Here is a 26,472-nt window from a genome sequence, read left to right as displayed (position 1 = left end):
CGTCCGGAGCTTCTACGACACCTTGCCGGCGCCCCCACGATCAACCGTTTGACGGATGGATGACGTGCATGTAGCGGTGCGCATCACGCGGTCTCGTACGGAGACTTCAGGTGTCCACGAACGAAGCGGACGGCGTCATCGATCACGCGCTGCGCGGCAGCAGCGCCGACGACTCCGAGCACACCGTGGAAGGTGCCGGGGTAATGATGCACTTCGGTCGGCACGCCGCCTCGATGAGCCGGACGGCGTAGGCGAGTCCCTCGTCGCGCAACGGGTCGAGGTCGCGGGTCGACACGAGCGTGGGCGGAAACCACGAGATGTCGGCCAGATGTGCAGGGGCCGCCTCGGCCGGCCGCGAGTTCCGAAGGTCACCGAGTCACCGAATCGTCTGGACGCGGCAGTGATAGACGCCGAGCGATTGGGGGCGCTGTCGGCGCTGTCGACCGTGGATACCGCGGTCTGGGAACGCGACCCGAGGGTTTCGACCCTTCGCGAGCTCTCGGCAACAGAGAACGGGCGGATCGATCTCGCTGTTCTCGAGATGTACCTGGCTCATGGCTCGCTTCGCCTGGCCGGTTCGGCCTTGCACATGCACCACAGCAGCGTCGCCTCACGCCTCGCGCGCGTCGAGGAGCGACTCGGTCTCGATCTCACCAACCCCCACGATGTCTTCGACGCGCGCCTCGGCCTGACGGCGCTCACGCTGCTCGAGTCAGCGTCAGACCAGGAGGGCACACACGCCACGATCGCTGCCGAGAGCCTGTGACCACCCCTGTCGAGATCGGCTGCTCGGCGATCAGCGCGCGAGACCCAGAAACGATTCGCATCGGGGCAAGAGGCACGCACAACACCACACGTAAGTCCGCCTCTGACATATTCCCCGCTCATTCGCAACCGCCTGCCCCCGGCGAGGACCGCCACGCAGAATGAAGCAATGGCTTCATCACTGGCCCCCGATCCACTCAGCGGCACCGACGCCGCGTCACCTCCCTCCTACGGCGTCCTGTGGTCGCGCGTCGAAGACGGTTTCTACGTCGCCAACCGCGACGGCGTCTTCCTCGGCTACCTCGACCGCGAGGCCGACGGCACGTACCGCGTCTTCAACGGCCGCTCCCGCCAGGTCGGCGAAGCACCCGACCGCCGGCAGGCGATGGCCGCCCTCCTCGCCCATCACGACGAGGAGGCGACCGCATGAGCATCACCAGCGGCGACGAGCTCGTGTCGGTCGTCTATGTCAGCAAGGCCAGGGCGGATGTCGGTGACGACGCGCTCCGCGACATCCTCACCGAGAGCCGCGCGAACAACGCCGAGTCGGGCGTGACGGGCGTCCTGCTCTACCGCGACGGCAGGTTCGTGCAGGTGCTCGAGGGTCCGCGCGACTCGGTGGCGAGCCTGGTGGCGACGATCACCGCAGACCCGCGTCACGATGACATCCGCATCGTGCTCGACGAGCCGATCGACGAGCGCCAGTTCGGCGAGTGGACGATGGAGTTCCGCCCGGTCGCGACACCGCAGCGGGCGCTGCCCGTCGGCTTCCACGACACCTTCGATGATCTGGATGCGGCCGATAGCCCGGGAAGCGCGGCCCGCGCGGTCCACGACATCGGCCTGTGGGTGAAGGCGCGCACGCTCCGGGAGGGGTGAATCCCGAAGATTCACCCCAATCACCCTCATCTCACCCCGAACTCATCCATTCAGGCGCACATAAAGTAGCGTCAGCACCAAGAGTCCGGTGAAGACCGGCTCCCACTCTGATCCGCAGGTCACCCGAACACCTGCGGTCAGGAACCTCGTTCGGTCCGGCTCGGACCCGTCGCGCCCCAGAACGCGACCTCTCTCGCCGACCCCTCGAATCGCAGGTGCCGTGGCCCGTCCCACAGCGGGTCACGGCACCTGTTCCGTCGATCATCGACCGACGGAACGCGCATCCCTCCACGCCACGCCGCCTTTATGCACGGATGCGCAGCGCCTTCGGCGCGCCAGGGCGTGCGGAGAACGCACATTTGTGCACATTCGTGCAGATGATCCGGAATGTGCTTTCACGCTCCCAGCGGATGGATAGGGTTCTCGACGGCTCTGGAAACGGTTCCAGGGATCCGACAAGGGAGTTCAGGATTCAATGAGGCAACGACTTCTGCGGCGCAACAGCTTCTGGCTGGTGTTCTCGCTCGTTCTCATGCTCGTATCTGCGGTAGGGGCGTCGCTGGTGCAGACCGCCGGCGGCAGCGTCGAGGTCAAAGACATGCAGTGGGAGGCGGCCTCGGGCCGCGAGATGAACGCGCTGCTGTTCAAGCCGGTGGCGGCGTCGGCCGACGACCCGCGCCCCGCGATCGTCGTCAGCCACGGCTGGTGGAACAACCGCGAGATGCAGACGGCGAACTACGTCGAGCTCGCGCGTCGCGGGTACGTCGTCGTCTCGATCGACATGTACGGCCACGGCGACTCCGACCCGCTGCCGGCGGGTGAAGAAGCGGTCGGCGGCACCGGAATGTACGACACGGTGAAGCTCCTCGCCGACCTGCCCTACGTCGACACCGAGCGCATCGGCGTCTCAGGGCACTCCAACGGCGCCCGCGCCGCGAACTTCTCCGTCGCCCTCGACAACGAGGCCGACACCCCGCTCATCGCCTCGGTGCTGCTGGTCGACAACGACGCGGTGTACACCGATGAGGAGGGCGCGTACACGAACGTCTACGGCTCTCGCGACACCGGGATCGTGCAGGCGCAGTACGACGAGTTCTTCTTCCGCAGCTACGACGCCGAGGGCAACGCCCTGACCCCGCCGCGCGAGTTCCTCTCCACCCCGAACGCGCAGTCGTTCCTGTCGTTCGGTGCCGATCCCGCCGACGCCGATCAGCGCGAGGGCTTCGAGGTCTACACCGAGAACGTCGACGGCGACGAGGCGATGCGCGTCATCTACTCGCTGCCGCAGACGCACCCGTGGTCGACGATCTCGAGCGCTGCGGTCGGCCACCTGGTCGACTTCTTCGAAGAGTCGCTGGGTGCTCCCAACCCGATCCCGGCGAGCAACCAGATCTGGCAGATCAAGGAGATCTTCACCACGATCGGGCTGATCGGCTTCGGTGTCTTCCTCGTCGCCTTCACGCGCGCGATGCTCGCGGTGCCCGCGTTCGCCCGGCTCCGCGTGGGCGAGCCCGTGCCCGCTGCCGCGCCGACCCGCAAGGGCCTCGCATGGTTCTGGGGCGGTCTCGCGCTCTCGGTCGGCGTCTCGGCGATCAGCTACGTGCTGCTGAGCCAGGCACCCTGGGCGGGCGGCATCGCGTTCGGCGTCACGAACCTCATCGCCCCCGGTGTGCCGTGGTTCATCGGGATCTGGGCGGCGATCAACGGCCTCGCGGCCATCGTCATCATGGTGGTGTCGTACCTGGTGTTCGGGCGCGAGAGCGGCCAAGACCTGCGCGCGTCGGGCGTGCTCCCCGGATGGGGCCGGTTCTTCCAGGGCATTGGCCTGGCGCTCGTCACGGTCGTGGCCGCGTTCCTCATCGTCTTCGTGCTGGACTACTTCTTCACCACCGACTTCCGCCTGTGGGTGGTCGCGGTGAAGGTGTTCACCCCCGAGAAGATCTGGTTCGCGCTGCTCGTGCTGCCGCTGTTCCTGGTGTACTTCTTCGCGAACTCGGTGGCGATCAACGGGTTCAACCGCTTCACGCTGGCGGGCAAGGAATGGCTGAACACCCTCGTGCTGGCGGTGTTCAACGCCCTCGGGCCGATCATCCTCGTCGTCCTGCAGTACACGACGTTCTTCATCACCGGCGAGACGATCCCCGGATTCGGGGGCATCTTCAGCATCTGGCTGTTCCCCGTCATCCTGATCCTCGCCGTGGCGGCGGTGATCAGCCGGAAGATCTACCGTGCGACGAACAACCCGTACATCGGAGGCTTCATCAACGCAGCGGTCGTCACCCTCATCTCGGTGTCGAACTCGCTCGTGTTCGTCTGACACCTGTTTCCACTTCGGCGACTCGGGCCTGGCGCTTCGGCGTCGGGCCCGAGCTGCTGATGAGGAGCAGCGCAACCGTGGCTCCCGCCGCCAGCCCGCCGAGCACCGCCGCGGACACCGCGACGCTTCCCGCCCCGACCCATCCCGCGATCGGATAGGTCACCAGATAGCACGCATGCGACAGCGCGAACTGTGCGGCGAACACCAGCGATCGGTTCTCCGCGCTCGCGGCCTCGGCAAGAAGACGGCCCGTCGGCGTCGCGATCATCGACGTCCCCGCCCCGAGCACCAGCCACGCCGCGAGCATCCCCCACCACGCAGCGCCGCTTCCCGCCGGAGCCAGCGCCGCCACGCACGCTCCCGCCAGGCCGCCCGAGACGACGACGGCACCCCCCTGCATGACGGCCGGCACCGACCACCGCGCCACCGCCCGCGGCACGGCGAGCGCCGCCGCCACCGACCCGGCGCCGAACACCGCGAGGGCGACCGCGACGGCGGCGTCATCCGCTCCCGCACGTTCCTTCACGAGCACGACGGTGTTCACCAGCACGAGCGCGACGCCCGTCGCGACGACGACATTCGCGACGAGTACGAAGCGCAGCGACGGCGTGCGCAGAAAGATCCGCGCACCTCCCGCGAGTCGCTGCCAGAACGTGGATGACTCCGTCGAGACGACCCGCGGCACGGCAGCGAGGAGAACGAGCACCGCCGACCCCGCGAATCCGAACGCTGTTCCTGCGAACAGTGCTGAGAACGGCACGATAACAAGCAGCGCCGCGGCGAGCACCGGGCTGAGGATCGCCTCGAGGTCGTAGGCGATCCTCGAGAGCGACAGCGCGCGCGTGTAGTCGTCGGGTGCGGGAAGCACCGAGGGGATCAGCGACTGGAACGTCGGCGTGAAGGTCGCTGACGCGGCCTGCAGCAGGAAGATCAGTGCGTAGATCTGCCAGACCTCGGTGACGAAGGGCAGCGACGTCGCCATCGCGAGGCGCACGAGGTCGGCTCCGACGAGAACCGCTTTCGCCGGCAGACGATGAACGAGCGCGGCGATGACCGGCGCGACGCCGACGTACGCCACCATCTTGATCGTGAGCGCGGTTCCGAGCACCGCCCCCGCGGCGGCCCCGACGAGCTCGAACGCGAGGAGGCCGAGGGCGACGGTGAGAAGACCGGTGCCGACGAGCGCGATCGCCTGCGCGCCGAAGAGCAGGCGATACGTCCGATTGCCGAGCACACTTCCGATACCTGCACGCATGCGAAGATACTAAGTCATGGTGGATGGCACACTGAAGGTGTGAGCCACGACCCCGGCACGACCGTCGATCCGCAGGACGGGTATGTGGATGTCGCCGCCGAGATCTTCCGGCTCCTGTCCGACCCCACGCGCATCCGCGTCATCCTCGCGCTCCAGGAGGGCGAACGCTCGGTGACCCAGCTCGCGGAGGTCGTCGGCAAGTCTCCGACAGTCGTCTCGCAGCACCTGGCCAAGATGCGCCTTGGGCGCCTGGTGCGCGCACGGCGCGAGGGCACGACGATGTTCTACAGCCTGATCGACGAGCATGTGCGCCGACTCGTGACCGAGGCGGTGTTCCAGGCCGAGCACACCGTCGACGACGACCCGCGGCACCATCGCGGCTGACGGGGCCATCGCGGCCGGTCGTTGAGCGAGCGCAGCGAGCCGAAACGCCCCTACCAGAGCAGCAGCGCCAACCCCGAAGCGTTGTAGAGCACGTGCGCGGCGATCGCCGCCCACAGCCGCCCGGTCACGACGGTCAACACCCCGCACCCGACGCCGACCACGAGCGACCCGATGATGAGCCCGACGGGCACGAGCGACCCGGCGGCCACCACGTGCAGCAGCACGAACGCCGCGGTCGAGGTCGTGACCGCAACGATCGACGCGCCGATCCGGCCGGCGTCGGCGAGCGCATCGAGCAGCGCGCGCACCATCAGTCCGCGGAAGTACAGCTCCTCCACGATCGGCGAGATGATCACCGCGGCCGACGCGGCGACTGCGAGCGCGAGCGTCGCATCGCTCGACAGCGCTCCCCCGAGGGGCCCGCCGAACCCGCCGAGCGTCGGTGCGAAGAGTTCGACGACCGCACGCGCGACGATCGCGACGAAGAGGCCATATAAGAGGTCGGTCCAGACCCAGAACCGGATGCCGGTGGCCCGCGCAAAGCCCACGATCGACGTGAACGCGGCGGCCACCACGACGGCGATAACGAGCGGCCCGTTCGCGGCGAAGATCGACGCGACCGCGGCAAGCCAGGCGGGCATCCCCGCCCACATGGGCCCGGTCGCGTCGACGACGAGGAGGAGAAGAGCCGCAGCCCCGAACCCGCCGGCGGCCACGAGAAGCGCGCGCCAGGGCTGGTTGTACGACCGCGTGAAGAGATATGGCTCCCCCGGGGTGACGCCCGGGGCCGAAGACATAGAGAAAATGCTATCCGCAATGCCCGCCGATTCACGACGCAACGACAGCGACCCCGGGCAATTGCCCGTCAGATGTGTATAAGAGACAGGGGCGCCTGCCCGCTGCCTTCCACTATATTTCACTGATCACCCTCAATTTTTCCCTGACCCGGCCGACTAGCTTTTTTGTAAGACTTTGTGAAACCTGATGCCTTATCTGATCCAGGGCAATCAGGCTTTTATCGTTTGCTGCTATGGTTATCCGCTACCCCGTTACCAGGGTCGCCCGATACGACGGGCGGACATCACCCGACAACAGGTTGAACATGCTGACTCTGCTGAAAAACGCCCGTCTCAAATACAAGTTCTGGCTGCTGAACATTGTGGTTTTCGCAGTGATGTGCCTGCTGGTGCTCTATGCCATGTACAACACCGCCACCCTGACAGAGCAGACATTCAGGGACGTCTTCATGGAAACCGCCCCGGCCTATGCGGGTATCGTGGCGTTGCTGATGCTGCTGGAGATGGCCGGCTCGCAACTGCTGATCTCGTTCATTGAGCGGCACGTCCACCGCCTGAAGAAGACCATGGTATCCGTGCAGATGTCCGGCAACCTCAGCGAGCGGGCGCTGGTGGATTCCACCGACGAGATCGGCGAGATGGCGGAAGCCTTCAACGCCATGCAGCAGCGCACCGGCAATGTGGTCAGCGGCATGCTGGAAGCCATCAGCCGGCTGCATGGCGAGGTGAAGGAACTCACTGCCGCCGCTGAACGCCGCCGCGATGAGCTGACCCGGCAGCAACAGGGTGCCGAACGCTCCGCCCAGGTGGTGGAAGCCATGCTGCAGAGTTTCTCCGGCATTGCCGAGCAGGCGGGCATCGCCAACACCCTGTCCCACGAAGCCAACCAGGCGGCGGTGGATGGCAGCGCCCGGGTGGCCCGCAGCGCCGAATCCATCGAGACCCTGTCCGGGGCCATCGACCGGTCCGCCACTTCGGTCCAGGCCCTGGCCAACAACAGCCAGGAGATCCGCCAGGCGGTCACCGAGATCAAGGGCATTGCCGAGCAGACCAACCTGCTGGCCCTGAACGCGGCCATCGAGGCCGCGCGGGCCGGCGAGCAGGGGCGAGGCTTTGCCGTGGTGGCGGATGAGGTGCGCAAGCTGGCCCAGCGGGTGCAGGATTCCACCGACCAGATCCAGGGCACCATCGACCGTCTGCTACAGGCCATGGAAGCCGCCGTGGACCAGATGACCACCAGTTCCACGGACGCCACACGTTGTGTCAGCGAGGCCATGGAGGGCCGCCAGGCCCTGGAGGACATCAAGGGCATGGTAGGTCGCATCAACCACACCAACGCGGAAATCGCCAGTGTGTCCGCCGAGCAGACCGCCGGCACGGACGCGGTGCAGGCGGACGTCCAGGCCATCCGCGAGACCACCGAGACCATGGTCCGGGAACTGGCCGCCAGTGCCGAGATGAGCCGGCGCCTCAAGCAGTTGATTGACTCCCTGGAGCAGGTATCCCGCCAGGTCAGCGTCCAGTAGCGGGTGATTTCCGGGCGTTCTGTCGGTAACGGAAGCCGGTTAATTTAACGGGATTTTTCACAATTTTGTGATCACTGTGGCAGACTTCGCGTGTCCTTATTGCAATGGAGTCTGCCTGCCTCATGCGTTCCCTCTATCGGTTCTATGACCGGCTCGTACTGACGCACCCCTGGATCACCCTGGCACTGTTTGCCCTGGTGCTGCTGGTGGCCAGCCTGAAACTGCACCAGTTCCGCCTGGATGCCTCCGCCGAGTCCCTGGTACTGGAAAACGACAGCGCCCTGGAGGACTACCGCACCATCAACCAGCGTTTCGGTGCCTCGGACGACTTCCTGGTGGTGACCTACACGCCCCATGGCGACCTGTTTTCCCGGGACGCCATCGACACCCTGCGCCACCTGCGCAATGACCTGGCGGCTCTGGAGCCGGTGGGCTCCACCAACAGCATCCTCAACGTGCCCCTGCTGCACAGCCCCGAGCTCACCCTGGACACGGTGGAATCGGAAATCCTGACCCTGGACGAGAATGATGTGCCCCTGGACCGGGCGCGGAAATCGCTGCTGTCCAATCCCCTCTACCCCAACATGCTGATCAGCGAGGATGCCAGCACCACCGCCATACAGGTAAACCTGCCCACCCCGGATGAGTACTTCGACCTGCTGTTCCGACGCAACGAACTGCGGGACCTGGAGCGGGCCGGAAAGCTGGACGGGGAACAGGCCCGGGAACTGGAGCGGGTGTCGGATGACTTCACCGCCCTGCTGGAACGGCTGGAGGCGGAGCGGGCGCAAACCATTGCCGATGTCCGCACCATCCTGGACAACTACCGGGACCAGGCGGAGATCCACCTGGGTGGCGTGCCCATGATCGCCTCGGACATGATCCGTTTCATCCAGAACGACCTGTCCACCTTTGGCGTTGGCGTGCTGATATTCCTGCTGCTGACCCTGGTGGTGATCTTCCGCCGCTGGCAGTGGGTGGTGGTGCCCATCCTCTGCTGTGGCTTTACGGTCTGGCTGGTGTCCGGCTACCTGGGCTGGATGCAGTGGCCGGTGACGGTAATTTCCTCCAACTTCGTGTCGCTGCTGCTGATCATGACCCTGTCGCTGACCATCCACCTGATGGTGCGCTACCGGGAGTACCAGCAGGAGAACCCGGACCAGGACCAGAAACAGCACCTGCGGGACACCCTGACGGCCATGGTCAAGCCCTGCTTCTACATGGCCCTGACTACCATGGTGGCCTTCGGCTCACTCACCTTCAGCGGCATACGCCCGGTGATCGACTTCGGCTGGATGATGACCCTGGGGCTGGCCCTGGCCTTTGCCATCAGCTTCCTGGTGTTTCCGGTGCTGGTATCCCTGCTACCGGAACCAACACCCCGCCAGCTCGCCCCCGGCAGCCTGCCGGTGACCGATGCTTTCGCCCGTGTCACCGAGCGCTTCGGAGGCACCGTGCTCATCGGCTCCCTGGTGCTGGCAGTGCTTTGCGTGGCCGGCATGGCCCGGCTGTCAGTGGAAAACAGCTTTATCGACTACTTCAAGTCCGACACGGAGATCCACCAGGGCATGCTGGTGATCGACCGCAAGCTAGGGGGCACCACGCCCCTGGATATCGTGATCACCGACCTGCAGCGCCCGGATGAGTCCCAGACCGACCCTTTCGTCAGTGACTGTGACCCGTTCGTGGACGACTGCGAGGGTGGCGACCTGCGGGACACCTGGTTTACCTGGCAGAAACTGCAGCGCCTGGAGCAGGTGCACGAGTACCTGGCCAGCCTGCCGGAAACCGGCAAGGTACTGTCCATCACCACCACCCTGCGCCTGTTGGCCGATGTGAATGGTGGCGACCCCCTGGACGCCATGCAGGTGGCCTTCGTGCCCGCCTTCCTGCCGGACGACCTGAAACCGATCCTGCTGACCCCCTACATCAACGAGGAGCACCACCAGGCCCGGATCAGTGTGCGCCTGATTGATTCCATGCCGGAACTGCGCCGGGACGCGCTGTTGGAGGAGATCCACAGCCACCTGACGGAGGACATGGGCTTCAAGGAGGAGCAGTTGCTGTTCACCGGCATGACGGTGATGTACAACAATATGCTGCAAAGCCTGTTCGACTCACAGATCCGCACCCTGGGCATCGTCTTCGTGGCCATCGCACTGATGTTCCTGGCGCTGTTCCGCTCACTGAAACTGGCCCTGGTGGGCATTGTCCCCAACCTGCTGGCCGCCGGCTCGGTGCTGGGACTGATGGGCTGGCTGGGCATTCCCCTGGACATGATGACCATCACCGTGGCCGCCATCACCGTGGGCATCGCCGTGGACGATACCATCCATTACATCCACCGGTTCCGGGTGGAGTTCGAAAAGGACCGGGACTACATCGCCACCATGCACCGCTGCCACCAGAGCATCGGGCGGGCCATGTCCTACACCACCCTGACCATCATCATCGGCTTCTCGATCCTGGTGCTGTCCAATTTCCTGCCCACCATCTATTTCGGGTTGTTCACCGGCTTCGCCATGTTCATGGCGCTGATGGGTGCACTGATGCTGCTACCCCGATTAATCCTGCTGGTTAAACCCTTCGGACCCGAAGGCAGCCGCTGACACAGGAACCCGGAGCACCACCACCGGCACAAAAAAACCGCACGGCCCATAGAGGCGGTGCGGTTTTTTTGCGTCCGAACAGGAGCCTGTTCGGGCAGTGGTACGGCCTTTACTGCAGGCCGCCACCCTGCTGCTGTTGCTGCATCTGACGCTGTTGCATCTGCCGCTGCATCTGTTGTTGCTGTTGCTGCATCTGGCGCATGCGCTCTTCCAGGGTGTTGCGCTGCTCTTCAGTGAACACGCTGTCGATGCGAGCCTGCATCAGGGTGGACAGTGCGGTCATCTCACCGTTCAGCTCACCCAGGCGGGCGGCGTCTTCGCGGATGGCATCCTCGTCATAGTCAGGGCCGATCTGATCCTGAAGCTGCTGCTGGATCTCACGGGCTTCCGCCTGGAGCTCCTGAAGCTCGCCCTGAGTCTCCTCCATAATGCCGCGAATCTCTGACTGCTGCTCATCACTGAGTCCCACCATCTGGGCCAGTTGGGATACCTGGTCCTGCTGCTGTGCCGCGGCAAAACCCGCAAAGGTCAGGGCAATCAGTGCTACGGCAAGGTTACGAATCAAGGTCATGTATTTCTCCGTGGTAACTTTCATCATCTGATGTCGATGTCGCATCGGAACATGCTAACCCTAAAGAAATCAACCTTGGAATTCACCCCGCAACCAACGCCGCAGGCGACATATTTACCACGAATATCGCTATAGCCCCTGCCATAAGCGCTTTTCAGAGAAATGTGAAAAATTCTTTATTCCCCGCCATAATGGCTCCCTGTCACGATTCAGACCGCCAAACCACGCCAGGAGCCCCCCACATGGCCATCAACTGGTTTCCGGGCCACATGCACAAGGCCCGCAAGGAGATCAAACAGGTCATGCCGCAAATGGACCTGATCATTGAGGTCCTGGACGCGCGCATTCCCTTCAGCAGCGAAAACCCGATGGTACCGGCACTAAGGGGCGATACCCCGGTGATCAAGGTACTGAACAAGCGGGACCTGGCGGACCCGGACATCACCGCCCGCTGGCAGGGCTGGCTGGAGCAGGAAAAAGACATACGGGCCGTCACCCTGAGCCACAACCACCGTGACGAAGCCCTGGCGATTCTCAGGCTGGCCCAGGAAATGGTGCCGGACAGCATCCGCGACACCCGGGCCCTGCGCATCATGATCCTGGGCATTCCCAACGTGGGCAAGTCCACCCTGATCAATACCCTGGCGGGCCGCCCGGTGGCGAAGACCGGTAACGAGCCGGCGGTCACCCGGGCCCAGCAGGCCATCAAACTGCCCGACAATATCCTGCTGTATGACACCCCCGGCTTCCTGTGGCCCAAACTGTCGCCGGAGGAATGTGGCTATCGCCTGGCGGTCACCGGTGCCATACGTGCGGCCGTCATCGAGTACGAGGATGTGGCCCTGTTCGCAGCGGATTACCTGCTACAGGCCTACCCTGAGCGCGTTTGTGAACGTTATGGCCTGGACGGAGCACCGGAGGACGGCCTGGCCCTGATGGACGCCATCGCCGCCAGGCGGCGTTTCTTCGCCAAAGGCGGCGTCCCGGACTTGCACAAGGTCTCGGAAGTACTGCTCAATGAGCTCCGGGCCGGAACCCTGGGCGCCATCTCCCTGGAAACCCCGGCCATGGTGGAAACCGAACAGGCCCGGGAAGCCATCCTGCAGCAGCAGGAGGCAGCCCGCGAGGAAGAGAAGAAGGCCACCCGCAAGCGACGCAGATAGTTCCTGGAACACAGGCACCTGACCAAGGTCAAATACCAATCGGCGTGTAAATTGCCTAAACTCTCGCACCAGATCTGAAAGGGCGGGCAATTCGGTGTCCGTCGGGAATGCATCAGGGCCGGCCGGGAATCGCTGGACAGGCCCGACATCAAGGAGAACTCTATGAGACGGGTAGTGGTAACCGGCATGGGCATCGTGTCCTGCCTTGGCAACTCCACCGACGAGGTGACCGACAGCCTGCGACAGGGCAAGTCCGGCATCCGCTTCAACGAAACCTACAAGGAACTGGGCTTCCGCAGCCAGATCTGCGGCACCGTGGACGTGGACACCTCGGTCATCGACCGCAAGCTCCGCCGTTTCATGGGCGAGTCCGCCATGTACGCCTACCTGTCCATGGAGCAGGCCATTGAACAGTCCGGTCTGACGCCGGAGATGATCTCCAACGATCGTACCGGCCTGATTGCCGGCTCCGGCGGCGCCTCCTGCTCCAGCCAGGTGGAAGCCACCGACATCATGCGGGAGAAAGGCGTCAAGCGCATCGGCGCGTTCATGGTACCGCGTATCATGACCTCCACCGTGTCCGCCTGCCTGGCAACCGCCTACAAGATCCGCGGCGTGAATTACTCCATGTCCTCCGCCTGCGCCACCAGCGCCCACTGCATCGGCCACGCCATGGAACAGATCCAGAACGGCAAGCAGGATATCGTCTTCGCCGGCGGCGGCGAGGAAGAGGACTGGAGCCTGACCATGCTGTTCGATGCCATGGGGGCCCTGTCCTTCAAGTACAACGATACCCCCGAGGCGGCCTCCCGCCCCTTCGACACCGGTCGTGACGGCTTCGTGATCGCCGGTGGCGGCGGCATGCTGGTGCTGGAGGAACTGGAGCACGCCCGTCAGCGCGGCGCCAACATCATTGCCGAACTCACCGGCTATGGCGCCACCTCCGACGGCTATGACATGGTGGCCCCGTCCGGCGAGGGTGCCGCCCGCTGCATGAAGCAGGCCATGGCCACGGTTGAGGGGGATATCGACTACATCAATGCCCACGGCACCAGCACACCGGTGGGGGATGTGGCCGAGATGCAGGCGGTCCGCAACGTGTTCGGGGACAGGGTACCCGCGATTTCCTCCACCAAGTCGCTGACCGGGCATTCCCTGGGCGCAACCGGAGCCCAGGAGGCCATCTACTCCCTGCTGATGCTGCAGAACGGCTTTATTGCCGGCACCGCCAACCTGGAGAACCCGGACGAGGAACTGGCCGGGATGCCCATTATCGGCCCGGATGCCCGTGAGCAGAGCCTGAACAGCGTGATGTCCAACAGCTTTGGCTTTGGTGGCACCAACGCCTCACTGGTGTTCAGCAAACTGTCATAAACAGACAGCCCCGGAGGGAGACTTCCGGGGCTGATCTGCCCCTGATGTGTAAAGTACGCACTGCCAGGCATTGGCAAACACTCTCGGCTCGTATTACTGTGTCGGTTGACAAGGGTCAACATTACCGCCCGCTCACATTCCTTCAGGGCTCGCCATGAATCAGTCCATACAGGTCCGCCAGACCGCCACCAACACCAAGTCGTCCTGCCAGTACTGCAGCCTGAGCAACCTGTGCCTGCCACTGGCGCTGGACAGCAGCGAGATGAACCGTCTGGACGAGGTGGTCAACCGTGATCGCATCTTTAACCGCGGTGAACAGGTCTTTACGCAGAACGCGCCCTTCCACGCCTGCTTTGCGGTCAAGAGCGGGGCTATCAAGACGTCGGTGGTAACGGAATCCGGGGAGGAGCAGATTACCGGTTTCTTCATGCCGGGGGACCTGGTGGGCCTCGACAGCATGAGTGACGACACCCACGCTTCGTCGGCGAAAGCGCTGGAGCGCACCAGTGTGTGTGAGATACCGGTGGACCAGTTGGAAGCGCTGGCCCACATCATGCCCGGGATGCAACACCACATCCTGCACCTGATGAGCCAGGAAATCCGCAACAGCCACCAGCTATCGGTGCTGCTGAGCAAGAATACGGCGGAAGAACGCATCGCGGCGCTGCTGCTGTCCCTGTCGACCCGCTTCCATCGCCGCAAGCTGTCGCCGACCCACTTCAACCTGCCCATGGCCCGCAATGATATTGCCAATTTCCTGGGCCTGGCGGTGGAAACCGTCAGCCGGGTGTTCACCCGGTTCCAGAATCAGGGCCTGATACGAGCCCGCGGCCGAGACATCGAACTAGTCAACATTGAGGCCCTTCAGGCCATGGCTTTGGGCAACACCCAGGCCTGACAACTCAAGCTCTTCGGCCAGGGCGGTCCGCCAGGGTTGCTGCTTGACGCCAAAGGTATTTCGTATCTTGGTGCAGCCCAGGGTGGCGTTTTCCGGTTCCACGGCACCCCAGTCCGGCTGCTCATCCATGACGTGGACGGCCTTCTCGTCGCCGTCGCCATCCACCTCCGGCCTGTCGGCAATGGCAAGGCCCAGTTCATACTGGCTGATTTCCTCGGCACCGGCGTACTGGTAGGTACCCCAGACCTCGGCACCGCAGTCCAGCTGCATCAGGATGGCACTGATCACCCGTGCCAGGTCACTGGCGGCCACCGGTTGCCCCCGGTGCCGGCTCGACAGGCACAGGGATTTCCCCTGCCGCGCCGACTCCACCACCTTGCGGATAAACCGCTGCAGCCCCCAGCCGGTACGCAGCAGGATGTGCCGGGGCAGCACCGTTCTCAGCACCTGCTCGCACTCCCACTGCCAGATACCCAGCTGGCCAATGGGATTGCCGGGGTTGGAAGACAGGTAGGCGCTCTGCTTGCGGCCGTCAAAGACGTAGGAGGTGGACAGTTGTAGCAGGATCATATCGTTGGCGGCGGCGTACTCCGCCAGGGCCATGGGCAACGAGAAGGCCTTGGTGCGGGCCTGTTCCGGGTCCGCCTCGGCAGGTTCGGGATCGCTCAGCCACATGGCGTTGACGATCACATCCGTGCCCTCGGGTATCCATTGCGGTACCCCGGACAGGTCCAGGTGGGACAGGTCACTGATCAGCAGCGGCGTCACCTCAAGATGGGTGCGGGCCAACCGCTTCAGGAGCAGGCGCCCCAATACCCCGTTGTTATGGACTACCAGTACATTCACGACTCTGATCCCGTCATTCGGCCTGTGGGCCTACTTTCCAGTGCCATCCGGGGCACGCGCCCGGTTACGCCTGTCAGCAGTTCATAACTGATCGTACCGGCGCAGGCCGCCACCTCGTCAATAGGAATATTCGGTCCCCAGAGCTCCACCGGATCACCCACGGTGGCGCCCTCGACACCCGTCAGGTCCACCGCCAGCATATCCATGGACACCCGGCCGATCAGGGAGGCCCGTGTTCCCCGCACCCCCACCGGGGTGCCGTTGACCGCATGGCGTGGGTAGCCATCGCCATATCCGGCACAAACCATGCCCATGACCGTGGGTCGGGTGGCGCGCCAGGTCTCGCCGTAACCCACGGCCTCCCCCGGTGCCAGGTCGCGTATGGCAATCAGCCGGGATTCCAGAGTCATCACCGATTTCAGGCCCAGCTCGGGCCCATGGTGCCCCAGCATGGGGGACGAGCCATAGAGCATGATGCCGGGGCGGGTCCAGTCAAACATCCGCTGTCCGGGCCGGAAGTGGGCCGCGGAATTGGCGACACTGCGGTCAATGGACCCCAGGGGGGCCGTGGCCTCGTCAAACAGGGCGGTCTGCTCGGCGGTGCGATCGCTGGTTTCGTCGTCGGCGCAGGCAAAATGGGTCATGGCGCCGGTCGCCCGGATACCGCTGCGTTGCAGTCGTTGGCACACCGCCGCAACCTCCCCCGGCGCAAAGCCCAGGCGGTTCATACCGGAATTGACCTTGAGCCATACCCGGGGGCGGGCACCGCCGGACTCCAGCCATTCGACCTGGTGCTCATGGTGCACCACCACGATAAAATCCTCGGCGTCACACAGCGACAGGTCGGACGCCTGGTGCACCCCCTGCATCAGCAACACCGGCTGGGTCAGCCCGGCTTCCCGGAGCGCCACGGCTTCCTCCAGGCAGGCGACGGCGTAATGGTCGGTTTCCCCGGCCAGGGCCCGGGCCACCCGTTCGATGCCGTGGCCATAGCCATCGGCCTTGACCACCGCCATGGCCCGGGCGCCTCCCGCCCGTTCACGGGCGATATGGAAGTTGTGCCTCAGGCTGTCCAGGTTAATGCGGGCAACGGTCTCACGCGGCATCAGTAATCCCCGCCGTAGTCACCGTGGGCCAGGTCCTCGAACTTGGTGTACTTGCCGATGAAGGCCAGCCGCACCGTCCCGATGGGACCGTTCCGCTGTTTGCCGATGATGATCTCGGCAATGCCCTTGTCCTGGGTGTCCTCGTTGTAGACCTCGTCCCGGTAGACGAACATGATCACGTCGGCGTCCTGCTCGATGGCACCGGATTCCCGCAGGTCCGAGTTCACCGGGCGTTTGTTGGGCCGTTGTTCGAGGCTCCGGTTGAGCTGCGACAGGGCCACCAGCGGACAGCTCAGTTCCTTGGCCAGCCCCTTCAGGGAACGGGAGATCTCCGAAATTTCGGCGGTACGACCCTCGGTGTTGCCCGGCACCCGCATCAGCTGCAGGTAATCCACCATGATCAGGCTGAGCTTGCCGCCATTCTCCCGGGCCACGCGGCGGGCCCGGGAGCGCATCTCGGTGGGGCTCAGGCCTGGGGTATCGTCAATGTACAGGGGCTTGTCCTTGAGCAGGCTCACCGCCGACGTCAGCCGGGGCCAGTCGTCCTCCTCCAGCTTGCCGCTGCGCATGCGGGTCTGGTCGATGCGCCCCAGGGACGACAGCATACGCATGACAATGGCATCCGCCGGCATCTCCATACTGAACACCAGTACGGGCTCGCCGGTGGACAACAGCGCGTTCTCGACGATGTTCATGGCAAAGGTGGTCTTACCCATGGAGGGCCGCCCGGCCACGATCAACAGGTCCGACGGCTGCATCCCCGAGGTCCATTCATCCAGGTCGGAGAAGCCCGTGGTCACACCGGTCACCTTATCGCCGGACTCGAACAACTCCTCGATGCGGGTCAGCGCCTGGGTCAGGATCGGGTTGATGGGCTTGGGGCCGGAGCCCTCCTTGGTACGGGACTCGGCGATGCGGAAAACATTACGCTCGGCCTCGTCCAGCAGGTCGGCACTGGTGCGACCCTGGGGATTGAAGGCGGAATCGACGATACCGCCGGACACCTCGATCAGCTGACGCAGGATGGAGCGCTCGGCCACGATCTGGGCATAGGCCCGGATATTGGCAGCGCTGGGGGTCTTTTCCGCCAGCTCCGCCAGGTAGGACAGGCCGCCGGCGTCCTCGATATCCCCCGCCCGTTCCAGGTACTCCGCAAGGGTCACCACGTCCAGCGGCTCGCTTTCGGTGGCCAGGCGCTCCACCGCCGCATAGATCAGGCGATGATCCTGACGGTAGAAGTCGGACGCGGTAATCAGTTCGGTGACTTCATCGAACCGACGGTTGTCCAGCATCAGGCCACCGAGTACGGCCTGTTCCGCTTCCACGGAATGGGGAGGAATCTTGACTCTGGAGGTTTCCAGGTCGGCGCTGGATGCCTTGAAACTGCTGGTGGCCATGCAAACTCTCGGATGCTGAAACAGGGACAACGGGTGGCGACGGGCCGGAATCCGGGCGATTGCCGGAGACCAGGTTTGCCAGATACGTTCCTAGGATACCAGAAACACACAGGCCCGGAAGCTGCCTAGGCAGCCCGGGCCTGTGAAACTGAGAACCCGACGGGAAACCGCCGCCCGGCTCTCAAAACATAACGGTGAAATCCGGATCAGTCGGCGACAACGGCCAGCTGAACGGTCACGGTTACGTCGGTGTGCAGCTGAAGCTCGATCTCGTACTCGCCGGTCACCCGGATCGGGCCCTCCGGCAGACGGACTTCGCTCTTCTCCACGTCGGTACCGGCAGCGGTAATGGCGTCAGCGATATCGCGAACACCAATGGAACCGAACAGCTTGCCTTCGTCACCGGCCTTGGAGCTGATGGTGAAGGACTGGCCTTCCAGCGCTTCGGCGCGGCTCTGGGCGGCAGCCTGCTTGTCGGCGGCGGCCTTTTCCAGTTCTGCACGACGCTCTTCGAACGCCTTCAGGTTTTCCTCGGTCGCGGCAACCGCCTTGCCATAAGGCAGCAGGAAGTTACGACCGTAACCGGCCTTTACCTTGACCTTGTCACCCAGGGAACCCAGGTTTGCAACTTTCTCGAGCAGAATAACTTCCATCTCGTTAACCTCTTCGTGCTTTATTCAGCCGGCCCGGCAGGCCTGATTCGGCGCCGGATATCCAGCCAGCTATCCACAATTGCCAACAGCATTAACAACAGACTGATCGTAAAACCCTGAACCACAAGCAAGGCATAGAACGCCACCAGCCACAGGTTGCTGGCCTTCTTCAGGCCAACCACGCCATGAACCAGCGCGATACCGGCCACCAGCAACGGCAGACCGGCCACCCACCCCAGCAGCAACGGGTTGATCCCGGCCATCGGGGCCACCAGGAGCAGCAGCACGCAGACCGCCGCCACGCCCCTGGAGAGGCGGAAACCGTGGAACTCACGGCGGAATCCACCCGGATTGTACAGTGCCGCCTGCCAGTACCTGGACAGCATGATCACGGCCACTGCCATGCCCAGATAGGTACCGGGCATCAGGCCATTCACCATACTGCGCACCGCCGGCCTGAAGTCTTCACCGAGCTGGGCCGCCATGTCCGGATAGGCCCACTGGTAGATTTCCAGGAAGGCATCCGTAACGGCCGCCAGCATGTCGGAAAACAGGCTTGGCAGCAGTAGCCCGATGACCAGGCCGAGGGCGGAGCCTGCCAGCAGGCTGCGCTCCCAGGACACGGTGCCGCGAAGCACCGCCGCCATCAGGTACACCAGCAACAACACCGCGATAACCGACGGCTCATTGCCGAACCAGGCCCAGCCAAGGGCCGGCAGCAGGGCCCAAAGGCCGATATTCAGCCCCTGAACGGGCCCAAGCCTGAGTACAACCAGGCCGACAACCGCTGCCCCGATCCATGACAGGTAGGGAATCGCGGTTGCCAGGGCAGCAACGCCGCCCGCTTGCAGGGGACCGCGCATTACATACTGAGCCAGTGCACGCATGGTCCCGGGTCCTGAACGATCTTAGTTGTCGTGGCTGTCCGTGTACGGCAGCAGGGCCAGGTAGCGAGCGCGCTTGATGGCGGTCGACAGCTGACGCTGGTAACGGGCCTTGGTGCCGGTGATCCGGCTGGGCACGATCTTGCCGGTTTCGGTGATGTAACCTTTCAGGGTGTCCAGATCCTTGTAATCGATCTCCTTGACACCTTCTGCCGTGAAGCGACAGAACTTACGACGTCTGAAAAAACGAGCCATTGATTAACTCCTCAACTCCGGATGGGGGTAATTACTCTTCTTCGTCCTGGGACGACTTTTCCTGACGGTCCTCACGGCGCTCACTGGTTTCAGTGTTGCGACGCGGACGATCGTCGGAACGACGGTCTTCCCGGGACTCAGCAGCCTTCATCGGAGACATTTCAGTATCCGGACCATCACGACGGATCACCATTTCACGGATGATTGCATCGTTGAAGCGGAAGTTGTGAGCCAGCTCGTCAAGAGCCGCCTGAGAACATTCAATGTTCATCAGGACGTAGTGAGCCTTGTGGATCTTGTTGATCGGGTAGGCCAGGTGACGACGTCCCCAGTCCTCAAGGCGATGAATCTTACCGCCGTCATCGGTGATGAGGCCGGTGTAACGCTCGATCATGGCGGGCACCTGCTCGCTCTGATCGGGATGCACCATGAATACGATTTCGTAGTGACGCATGTTTTCTCCCTACGGTTTGAACAGCCGTCCGCAGGCGTATTATCTCTGCGGAAAGCAAGGAGTCGGCAGTTGGGAGTCTGCGCGGTAGACATCGCGCAGACTCCTGGACCGCCGGTTTCTGGGGTGATAATCAAAGAACCGGTATAACCACCGGTTTTCAGGCAATAGCACCCCGACCCTTGGAAAAGGGGTGCCGTATTCTATGCGCCTGCACCCGCGGATGCAACAGAAACGAACTACTGGACAAGGGCCCGCTGCCTGACAGCCTCATAGAGACAGACCCCGGTCGCCACGGACACATTCAGGCTGTCCACCAGCCCCTGCATGGGAATCTTGATAAGATGGTCGCAATGATCCCGGGTCAGCCGGCGCATGCCCTTGCCTTCCGCCCCCATCACCAGCCCCACCGGGCCATTGAAGTCCGCCTGATACAGGGTGGCATCCGCCTCTCCGGCGGTGCCGATCAACCAGACGCCCTGCTCCTGCAAAGTCCGCAGGCACCGGGCCAGGTTGGTCACCCGCACAAAGGGAACGGTTTCGGCGGCACCGCAGGCCACCTTCCGTGCCGTGGGATTGAGGGTGGCGGATTTATCCTTCGGCACGATAACAGCGGCCACACCAGCCGCATCCGCCGTGCGCATGCAGGCCCCCAGATTGTGGGGATCGGTGACACCGTCCAGGATCAACAGCAAGGGAGGCTCGGAACGGGCCGCCAGCAGGGCGTACAGGTCGTCTTCCGTCCACTCCCGGCTTTCCGACACCTGGGCCACCACGCCCTGGTGGGCACCGGAGACCCGCCTGTCCAGCTCCTTGCGGTGCACTTCCTGCCAGCGCACCCCCAGCCGGTCCAGGCTTTCGGTCACCTGCCGCACCCGCCGGTCCTGGCGCCCCTGCTGGATCCACACCTGTTGCAGGCGATCCGGCTCTTTCTTCAGTACGGCATCAACGGCATGCCAGCCAAATACAAACTCTTCCGACACGTTGAACGTTCCTACCTGTTATCGACCGGAACCGGATTTCCCACGGGCACCACCCTTGCGCGCGGTGGACTTGCCTCCGCCCGCCTTATTACCGGGCGTGCCGCCCTTACCGCCGGCCCCCTTCTTGCCGGATGACTTCTTCTCCGCCTCACGGGCCGCGTCGGCCACAAGCTGGTCCTTTGCCGAGGATTTGCCACCACGCCCCCTGGACCGGCTGCTGGACTTATTACTGGACTTGGTGCCGGACTTGCCGCCCTTGCCCGCACCGGCGGGAGCCCCGGCGCCAGTGCGACCACCCTTCCGGGCGCCGGAACGGCGGGTGGGCTCGCTGATCAGTTCCAGGTCGATCTTGCGGTCGTCCAGATCGACCCGCACCACCTGGACCCGCACACTGTCGCCCAGCTGGAAACTGGTGGAGGTACGCTCCCCCACCAGCCGGTGCTTGGCAGAATCATGGTGGTAGTAGTCGCCTCCGAGGGTGGAGATATGGACCAGACCCTCGATATAGATGTCCTCCAGTTCCACGAAAAACCCGAAGGGCACCACGGCGGCGATAACGCCATCGTAGGTTTCGCCTACATGCTCCCGCAGGAACTCGCACTTGAGCCAGGCCATGACATCGCGGGTAGCATCATCGGCCCGGCGCTCGGTCATGGAGCAGTGCTCACCCAACTGCACCATGCGGGCCTGGTCGTAGGGGTATTCCGCCAGCTCCGGATCACGCTCGGGCGGGTGCACCACGTCCTTCGCCTGCTCCTGGCGATGAACGATGGACTTGATGGCCCGGTGGACAATCAGGTCCGGATAACGCCGGATGGGCGATGTGAAGTGCGCGTAGCTGGCAAACCCGAGCCCGAAGTGACCGCTCTCTTCCGGGCTGTAGACCGCCTGACTGAGGGATCGCAGCATGACCATCTGGATCACATGGGCATCCGGGCGATCCTTGATACTGTTCAGCAACTCCTGGTAATCCGCCGAGGTGGGCTTGTCACCGCCACCCAGTTGCAGACCCAGCTCCCCCAGGAACAGCCGGACCGACTGAAGGCGCTCTTCTGACGGCGCATCGTGCACGCGGTAAAGCGCCGGCACCTGGTATTTCTTCAGGAAGCGTGCGGTGGCCACGTTGGCGCACAGCATGCACTCCTCGACAATTTTGTGGGCATCGTTGCGCACCACCGGCACGATTTCCTCGATCTTGCGGCTGGCATCGAAGATCACCCGCGTCTCGGTGGTCTCGAAGTCGATGGCACCCCGCTCGGTACGCGCCTTGCGGAACGCCTTGTAGACGTCGTACAGGTCGTGGAGCTGAGGCAGGATATCGGAGTACAACTGACAAAGGCCAATGCCGGTCTCGGTATCCGAATGCTCCAGCATCTGGCTGACCTTGGTGTAGGTGAGCCGGGCATGGCTGTGCATCACCGCCTGGTAGAAGCTGTAACTGCTGAGTCGCCCCGCCGCGCTGATGGTCATGTCCGCCACCATGCACAGCCGGTCCACGCCCGGATTCAGAGAGCACAGGCCGTTGGACAGCTTCTCCGGCAGCATGGGCACCACATGGTCCGGGAAGTACACCGAGTTACCACGGTTGATGGCTTCCTCGTCCAGCGGTGAGCCGGGGCGGACGTAGTGGGACACATCGGCAATGGCCACGATCAGGCGATAACCGCCCCGGGGGCGGCGCTCACAGTAAAGGGCGTCGTCAAAGTCCCGGGCGTCCTCACCGTCGATGGTCACCAGGGGCAGGTGCCGGATATCCACCCGGTTCTGCTTGTCCTCGTCGCGGACCTCTTCAGCGATGCCGGCGGCCTGGCGCCCGACTTCCGGCGGCCAGGCGTGGGGAATGTCATAGGAACGGATGGCCACCTCGATCTCCATACCCGGCGCCATATGCTCGCCCAGCACCTCGACGACCCGACCGGTGGGCTTCGCCCGCTGGGTCGGCTGCCGGAGGATGTCCACCACCACGTACTGACCATGACGGCCCTTGCCGCAGTCTTCCTCGGCCACCATGATCTCGTTGTTGATGCGGGGATTCTCCGGAACCACGAAGGAGATACCGTTCTCCCGGAACAGCCGACCCACGGTCTGGGTGGTCTTGTGCTCCAGCACCTCCACGATCTTGCCTTCACGACGCCCCCGGTCATCCACACTTTCCACCCGGGCGGCTACCCGGTCACCATGGAAAACCTGGCGCATCTGGCGCGCGCTCAGGAACAGGTCGGAACCGCCGTCGTCCGGCATCAGGAAACCAAAGCCGTCCTTGTGACCGGACACCCGCCCCGTCACCAGGTCCGCCTCGTCAATGGGCAGGTAACGTCCTTTGCGGTTGCAGATGAGCTGGCCGTCCCGGCACATGGCAATCAGCCGGCGACGCAGGGCTTCGATGCCCTCCTCACTGTTCTGGCCCAGTTCCTGGCACAGGGTTTCGTGGGTGGCGGGGGCGCCGCGCTGGCGCAGGTGGTCCAGGATGAATTCCCGGCTCTGGATGGGGTTATCGTATTTTTGCGCTTCGCGATCCGCATGGGGATCACCCGTCTGTTTTCTGGAAGTCATATTCCTCTCTTCTCTGGTTGAATGCCGACTATCGGCTGCAACCAGGCCCGGACACCTTTTCATCCACTGTCCGGTTAATTCGGCAAAGCTCTTCTGTTCCGGTGATCAGATCCACCCAGAACCCTGGCGAATTACCCGGACCAGATGATTCAAAGGCATCCAGACCCGGCAGAATGTACCAGGAGTATAACGCCCTGCCCCCACTGCCACCTAACAATGCCGTGAAATCACCTTAAGGGATCATGCCTACACGACCCGGAAATTTTTTACAGAACGACTTCAAAAAGTGTTTGACAGACCCCAACTGAATTATTAAAGTACGCGCCATCGGTTGAGGGGCACACCCCAGCCGGCAACGGAAAGCTTGAATTCGTTTACGAATTCAGTAAGATAGCGAGACGTTGTAGTCACCTGCCGAGGTGGTGAAATTGGTAGACACGCTAGCTTCAGGTGCTAGTGGGGGCAACCCCGTGGAGGTTCAAGTCCTCTCCTCGGCACCATTTCCTTCCCCAGGAAATGGCAGATCATGTCATCTGAATCATAACCTTTCCTTGACGGAAGATTTATTGTCTTCAGGTGGCGCTAGGAGTATGACCACGAACTACTATCACGCCGACCGAAGCTCATCGAATATCTCCCAGATTCCTTCACTTACAGAACTTATCCCGTTTCGGAAAAGTTATTCGTCCAATACCTGAAACCCTCAATTCTCAACAATTGAGGAAATTTTATAGTTCATAATCTGGGGCCAAAAGTTCATCACATTCCACCTTATAAGCTCAAACCAACTCTGAAGAGAATTTAGGAGAAACTTTCTTCTAAAATCTTCACTGAACTAACCCCACCTTCCTCTTTGCCCTCTGGACGCTTTCTTGGTATTTGCCGGAGAATACATCTGGAATCGCCTCTTTTCGAATTCGTGCCATTTCCGCCATCGAAAATCGTTTGTGCAGATCCTTCGAGAGGTAGGCCCCGACGTTACTCCAGGTAGGTGCCTCTCCGTCCTCATAGACCATTTGAAGCGACACATAAATTTCATCCTTCAAGCGCTCGGATCTTACTACGCTCAAAACATCCAGATGTTTCTTGTAGATCTCCGAGATTATCTTTACCTTCCGGCCGAACATGGACTCGAGATAACCAGAAGAGACGCCCAGCAAAGCAGCGATTTTTGCGCGAGAATGAGGCATTACTTTGCCGGAAATGATTCGATCGAGATAACGATCAATCCGTTCAATTGCAGCGACGCTCCTGACTTTCCTAGCACAGGGCTGATCGTCATACAGCAATTCTCCATCTACGACTCGTAATCCCCTTTCTGGGTCCGGCTCTCTGCGCGCCCACTGAATCTTCGATCGACTCCGTTTGTTTGATTCAATGATTTCAGATGCGCTCACCCGCTTCATCACAACATCTGCCCAGGGCACCTTCAGTTTGCCGAAAACGCGCTGAACACTTTTTAAAGTTGGTTTTGTTTCCCCTGTCATCCAGCATTCAACACAGTGCCTGTCCATTTTCAGGAACTCAGCAAATCGCGGGATTCCTTCAGCGGAGAACATATAGGCAATTTGCCGCAATACGGACTCGAGGCTTTCCTCTGCAACTAGAGTCTGATCAAAAATTCCGAGTACGAGGGAAGAATAAACCTCACTTTCTTTACAGTCGGCATCGGATCGTTTCGATAGAGCGCTCTCCGATAGTGATTGCTCACAATGATGGCAGAATCCTATCTCACATTTGGTGGAGAGGTAGGGCTGAGCTTTGAGGCAATGCTGGCAATAATCTCTGAGTTTGCATCGATGCTTCACACAATGCGAGACGCCTTGTAAGCTCCAAGCGAGTCGATCGTACTGCCCTCCATTCGAACGATCGTCGTGATAGCAAACGGGGCACCACTGCTTGTTCTTCCTGATGAATCCGCGAGCGCTATGATCAATCTGATCATAAAGATGCACAAAGGTCATAGCCGCGACTAAATGATGAGCAAGACCTGCCCGTGTCGAAATACTTTCTATGATGGTGACCGTTTTGGGAGTCAGAGAATTAAAGCTCGTCGCTATTTCATGATTCAGAAACCCAGGGGACTTTCCTGGGTCAAGCAGACTACCAATCAGCAAAGACGGCTTAACAGAGTGGTGCCACGCAAGTCGCCCCACGTATGACGTAAGAGACTCGATATTTTCTCCTTCCCCTTTAATTGCAATCGGCCGGAGCGTGCTGCGCGCTGCTGACCTGAGATAGCCTTCATGATGCATTGACTTGATCCCTCTTTGGCTTCCTGACACCGGGACGGGAAGAGGAAGTCTCAGCCCTTTTTCTCTTGACTTGGCTAGACTGCATGGAACTGCGGCTTCCAATGAATTCACTCTTAAGCGAGTCGATATCGGGCTGATAGAAACTCGCTTCGCCTTCTTTGATTTCCTCGATGATCCTCTGAAGTGCCTTGGGAGGATGCATTGTTGCCTCAAGATGTTTGACACCTAGAGTGTCTGCACCATCATTTACAGCACGATTCATCGCCCGGTAGATCCAGTCCTTGAGAATACCGACACAACCACAACAGCGTATGTAAACGTACTCAAGGTCTGGCCTCAAAAGCTCTTCATCCAGATCCATTGGAACGTGGGCAAGCAGGCCGCTATATGCGTTGAAGAAAGACTGCAGGTCACTTTGAGCGCCAAAGCTATACCGCGAAAATTGCAGATAATCCGTCACCCGGTTCATCTGCCCACTCCAATCCATCATGAAGCATGCGTAAACCGCTGAAGGTTGCCACCCATTCCACGTGAAGCCTGCCACCCGGACC

At 62.3% G+C, this 26,472-nt stretch carries 25 protein-coding genes and 1 tRNA gene; 12 read left to right on the top strand and 14 right to left on the bottom strand.

Translation table 11 applies throughout. The features are described from left to right. Positions 1 to 110 precede the first annotated feature (110 nt). The 5 genes from RO069_RS18485 (at position 111) to RO069_RS18465 (ending at position 3,961) form a co-directional block, all read left to right on the top strand. Positions 111 to 251: a hypothetical protein gene (locus RO069_RS18485; protein WP_328189556.1), complete on the top strand. Its 141-nt coding sequence runs from the start codon at positions 111 to 113 to the stop codon at positions 249 to 251. Positions 252 to 400: 149 nt separating this feature from the next. Further along, on the top strand, positions 401 to 766 hold the full coding sequence (locus RO069_RS18480) for a helix-turn-helix domain-containing protein (RefSeq protein WP_328189555.1): 366 nt from the start codon (positions 401 to 403) through the stop codon (positions 764 to 766). Positions 767 to 934: 168 nt separating this feature from the next. Next, entirely contained in the window at positions 935 to 1,195 is a 261-nt protein-coding gene (locus RO069_RS18475) for a hypothetical protein (protein WP_328189554.1), read from the top strand. Then, positions 1,192 to 1,644, top strand: coding sequence for a BLUF domain-containing protein (locus RO069_RS18470; RefSeq protein ID WP_328189553.1), 453 nt, complete (start codon positions 1,192 to 1,194; stop codon positions 1,642 to 1,644). The genes RO069_RS18475 and RO069_RS18470 overlap by 4 nt, the downstream gene beginning before the upstream one ends. Positions 1,645 to 2,119: 475 nt before the next feature. Beyond that, positions 2,120 to 3,961, top strand: a complete 1,842-nt coding sequence (locus tag RO069_RS18465) for an alpha/beta hydrolase family protein (RefSeq protein ID WP_328189552.1) — start codon at positions 2,120 to 2,122, stop codon at positions 3,959 to 3,961. Here RO069_RS18465 and RO069_RS18460 read toward each other — a convergent pair. Then, complete coding sequence (locus RO069_RS18460; RefSeq protein ID WP_328189551.1) at positions 3,927 to 5,216, bottom strand: MFS transporter; 1,290 nt, start codon at positions 5,214 to 5,216, stop codon at positions 3,927 to 3,929. The two genes, RO069_RS18465 and RO069_RS18460, sit on opposite strands and share 35 nt — an antisense overlap. 39 nt (positions 5,217 to 5,255) lie before the next feature. On the opposite strand from RO069_RS18460, the gene RO069_RS18455 reads away from it, so the two are divergent. Beyond that, on the top strand, positions 5,256 to 5,600 hold the full coding sequence (locus RO069_RS18455) for an ArsR/SmtB family transcription factor (protein ID WP_328189550.1): 345 nt from the start codon (positions 5,256 to 5,258) through the stop codon (positions 5,598 to 5,600). Positions 5,601 to 5,650: 50 nt separating this feature from the next. Here RO069_RS18455 and RO069_RS18450 read toward each other — a convergent pair whose 3' ends face one another. Then, positions 5,651 to 6,397 (bottom strand): CPBP family intramembrane glutamic endopeptidase, encoded by a 747-nt coding sequence (locus RO069_RS18450; RefSeq protein WP_328189549.1) that lies wholly within the window; start codon positions 6,395 to 6,397, stop codon positions 5,651 to 5,653. Positions 6,398 to 6,702: 305 nt separating this feature from the next. On the opposite strand from RO069_RS18450, the gene RO069_RS18445 reads away from it, so the two are divergent. Together RO069_RS18445 and RO069_RS18440 are read left to right on the top strand one after the other, a co-directional pair. After that, a complete protein-coding gene (locus RO069_RS18445) occupies positions 6,703 to 7,923 on the top strand; it encodes a methyl-accepting chemotaxis protein (protein WP_328189548.1) in 1,221 nt (406 codons plus the stop codon). Between the two features lie 122 nt (positions 7,924 to 8,045). Then, complete coding sequence (locus RO069_RS18440) at positions 8,046 to 10,532, top strand: efflux RND transporter permease subunit (RefSeq protein WP_328189547.1); 2,487 nt, start codon at positions 8,046 to 8,048, stop codon at positions 10,530 to 10,532. A gap of 109 nt (positions 10,533 to 10,641) precedes the next feature. Here RO069_RS18440 and RO069_RS18435 read toward each other — a convergent pair whose 3' ends face one another. Then, entirely contained in the window at positions 10,642 to 11,103 is a 462-nt protein-coding gene (locus tag RO069_RS18435; protein WP_328189545.1) for a Spy/CpxP family protein refolding chaperone, read from the bottom strand. 242 nt (positions 11,104 to 11,345) lie between these two features. Between RO069_RS18435 and ylqF the strand changes: the two genes are divergently transcribed. The 3 genes from ylqF to fnr all read left to right on the top strand — a co-directional run bounded on the left by ylqF (position 11,346) and on the right by fnr (position 14,538). Then, on the top strand, positions 11,346 to 12,266 hold the full coding sequence (gene ylqF, locus RO069_RS18430; protein ID WP_328189544.1) for a ribosome biogenesis GTPase YlqF: 921 nt from the start codon (positions 11,346 to 11,348) through the stop codon (positions 12,264 to 12,266). Positions 12,267 to 12,428: 162 nt separating this feature from the next. Then, positions 12,429 to 13,640 carry a beta-ketoacyl-ACP synthase I gene (fabB, locus tag RO069_RS18425; protein ID WP_328189543.1) on the top strand — a complete coding sequence of 404 codons (1,212 nt, stop codon included), beginning with the start codon at positions 12,429 to 12,431 and terminating at the stop codon, positions 13,638 to 13,640. Between the two features lie 154 nt (positions 13,641 to 13,794). Next, the gene (gene fnr / locus RO069_RS18420; RefSeq protein WP_328189542.1) at positions 13,795 to 14,538 is read left to right on the top strand and encodes a fumarate/nitrate reduction transcriptional regulator Fnr; all 744 of its coding nucleotides are present in this window, start codon (positions 13,795 to 13,797) and stop codon (positions 14,536 to 14,538) included. On the opposite strand, the gene RO069_RS18415 is transcribed toward fnr, so the two are convergent. The 9 genes from RO069_RS18415 to rnr all read right to left on the bottom strand — a co-directional run bounded on the left by RO069_RS18415 (position 14,485) and on the right by rnr (position 23,666). Continuing rightward, complete coding sequence (locus tag RO069_RS18415; protein ID WP_328189541.1) at positions 14,485 to 15,384, bottom strand: sugar nucleotide-binding protein; 900 nt, start codon at positions 15,382 to 15,384, stop codon at positions 14,485 to 14,487. The two genes, fnr and RO069_RS18415, sit on opposite strands and share 54 nt — an antisense overlap. Then, complete coding sequence (gene alr, locus RO069_RS18410; protein ID WP_328189540.1) at positions 15,381 to 16,490, bottom strand: alanine racemase; 1,110 nt, start codon at positions 16,488 to 16,490, stop codon at positions 15,381 to 15,383. Before alr ends, RO069_RS18415 begins: the two co-directional genes overlap by 4 nt. Next, positions 16,490 to 17,887 carry a replicative DNA helicase gene (gene dnaB / locus RO069_RS18405; protein ID WP_328189539.1) on the bottom strand — a complete coding sequence of 466 codons (1,398 nt, stop codon included), beginning with the start codon at positions 17,885 to 17,887 and terminating at the stop codon, positions 16,490 to 16,492. The genes alr and dnaB overlap by 1 nt, the downstream gene beginning before the upstream one ends. A 206-nt stretch (positions 17,888 to 18,093) precedes the next feature. Continuing rightward, positions 18,094 to 18,540 carry a 50S ribosomal protein L9 gene (rplI, locus tag RO069_RS18400; RefSeq protein WP_328189538.1) on the bottom strand — a complete coding sequence of 149 codons (447 nt, stop codon included), beginning with the start codon at positions 18,538 to 18,540 and terminating at the stop codon, positions 18,094 to 18,096. A 20-nt stretch (positions 18,541 to 18,560) separates the two neighbouring features. Continuing rightward, positions 18,561 to 19,427 (bottom strand): hypothetical protein, encoded by an 867-nt coding sequence (locus RO069_RS18395; protein ID WP_328189537.1) that lies wholly within the window; start codon positions 19,425 to 19,427, stop codon positions 18,561 to 18,563. A gap of 21 nt (positions 19,428 to 19,448) precedes the next feature. Then, complete coding sequence (rpsR, locus tag RO069_RS18390) at positions 19,449 to 19,679, bottom strand: 30S ribosomal protein S18 (protein WP_328189536.1); 231 nt, start codon at positions 19,677 to 19,679, stop codon at positions 19,449 to 19,451. A 31-nt stretch (positions 19,680 to 19,710) separates the two neighbouring features. Continuing rightward, a complete protein-coding gene (gene rpsF, locus RO069_RS18385; RefSeq protein WP_328189535.1) occupies positions 19,711 to 20,133 on the bottom strand; it encodes a 30S ribosomal protein S6 in 423 nt (140 codons plus the stop codon). Positions 20,134 to 20,369: 236 nt separating this feature from the next. Next, entirely contained in the window at positions 20,370 to 21,113 is a 744-nt protein-coding gene (rlmB, locus tag RO069_RS18380) for a 23S rRNA (guanosine(2251)-2'-O)-methyltransferase RlmB (RefSeq protein WP_328189534.1), read from the bottom strand. 18 nt (positions 21,114 to 21,131) lie between these two features. Next, entirely contained in the window at positions 21,132 to 23,666 is a 2,535-nt protein-coding gene (rnr, locus tag RO069_RS18375) for a ribonuclease R (protein WP_328189533.1), read from the bottom strand. A 413-nt stretch (positions 23,667 to 24,079) separates the two neighbouring features. On the opposite strand from rnr, the gene RO069_RS18370 reads away from it, so the two are divergent. Further along, positions 24,080 to 24,166 (top strand) — tRNA-Leu (locus tag RO069_RS18370). Positions 24,167 to 24,493: 327 nt separating this feature from the next. On the opposite strand, the gene RO069_RS18365 is transcribed toward RO069_RS18370, so the two are convergent. Together RO069_RS18365 and RO069_RS18360 are read right to left on the bottom strand one after the other, a co-directional pair. Then, positions 24,494 to 25,921, bottom strand: coding sequence for a TniQ family protein (locus RO069_RS18365; RefSeq protein WP_328189532.1), 1,428 nt, complete (start codon positions 25,919 to 25,921; stop codon positions 24,494 to 24,496). Continuing rightward, the coding region (locus tag RO069_RS18360; protein ID WP_328189531.1) for a hypothetical protein at positions 25,911 to 26,472 on the bottom strand (562 nt) is incomplete at its 5' end. The genes RO069_RS18365 and RO069_RS18360, both read right to left, overlap by 11 nt.

It is taken from the genome of Marinobacter sp. OP 3.4 (genome assembly GCF_036224885.1).
GTDB lineage: Bacteria > Pseudomonadota > Gammaproteobacteria > Pseudomonadales > Oleiphilaceae > Marinobacter.
This window is presented reverse-complemented; position numbering and strand designations above follow the sequence as displayed.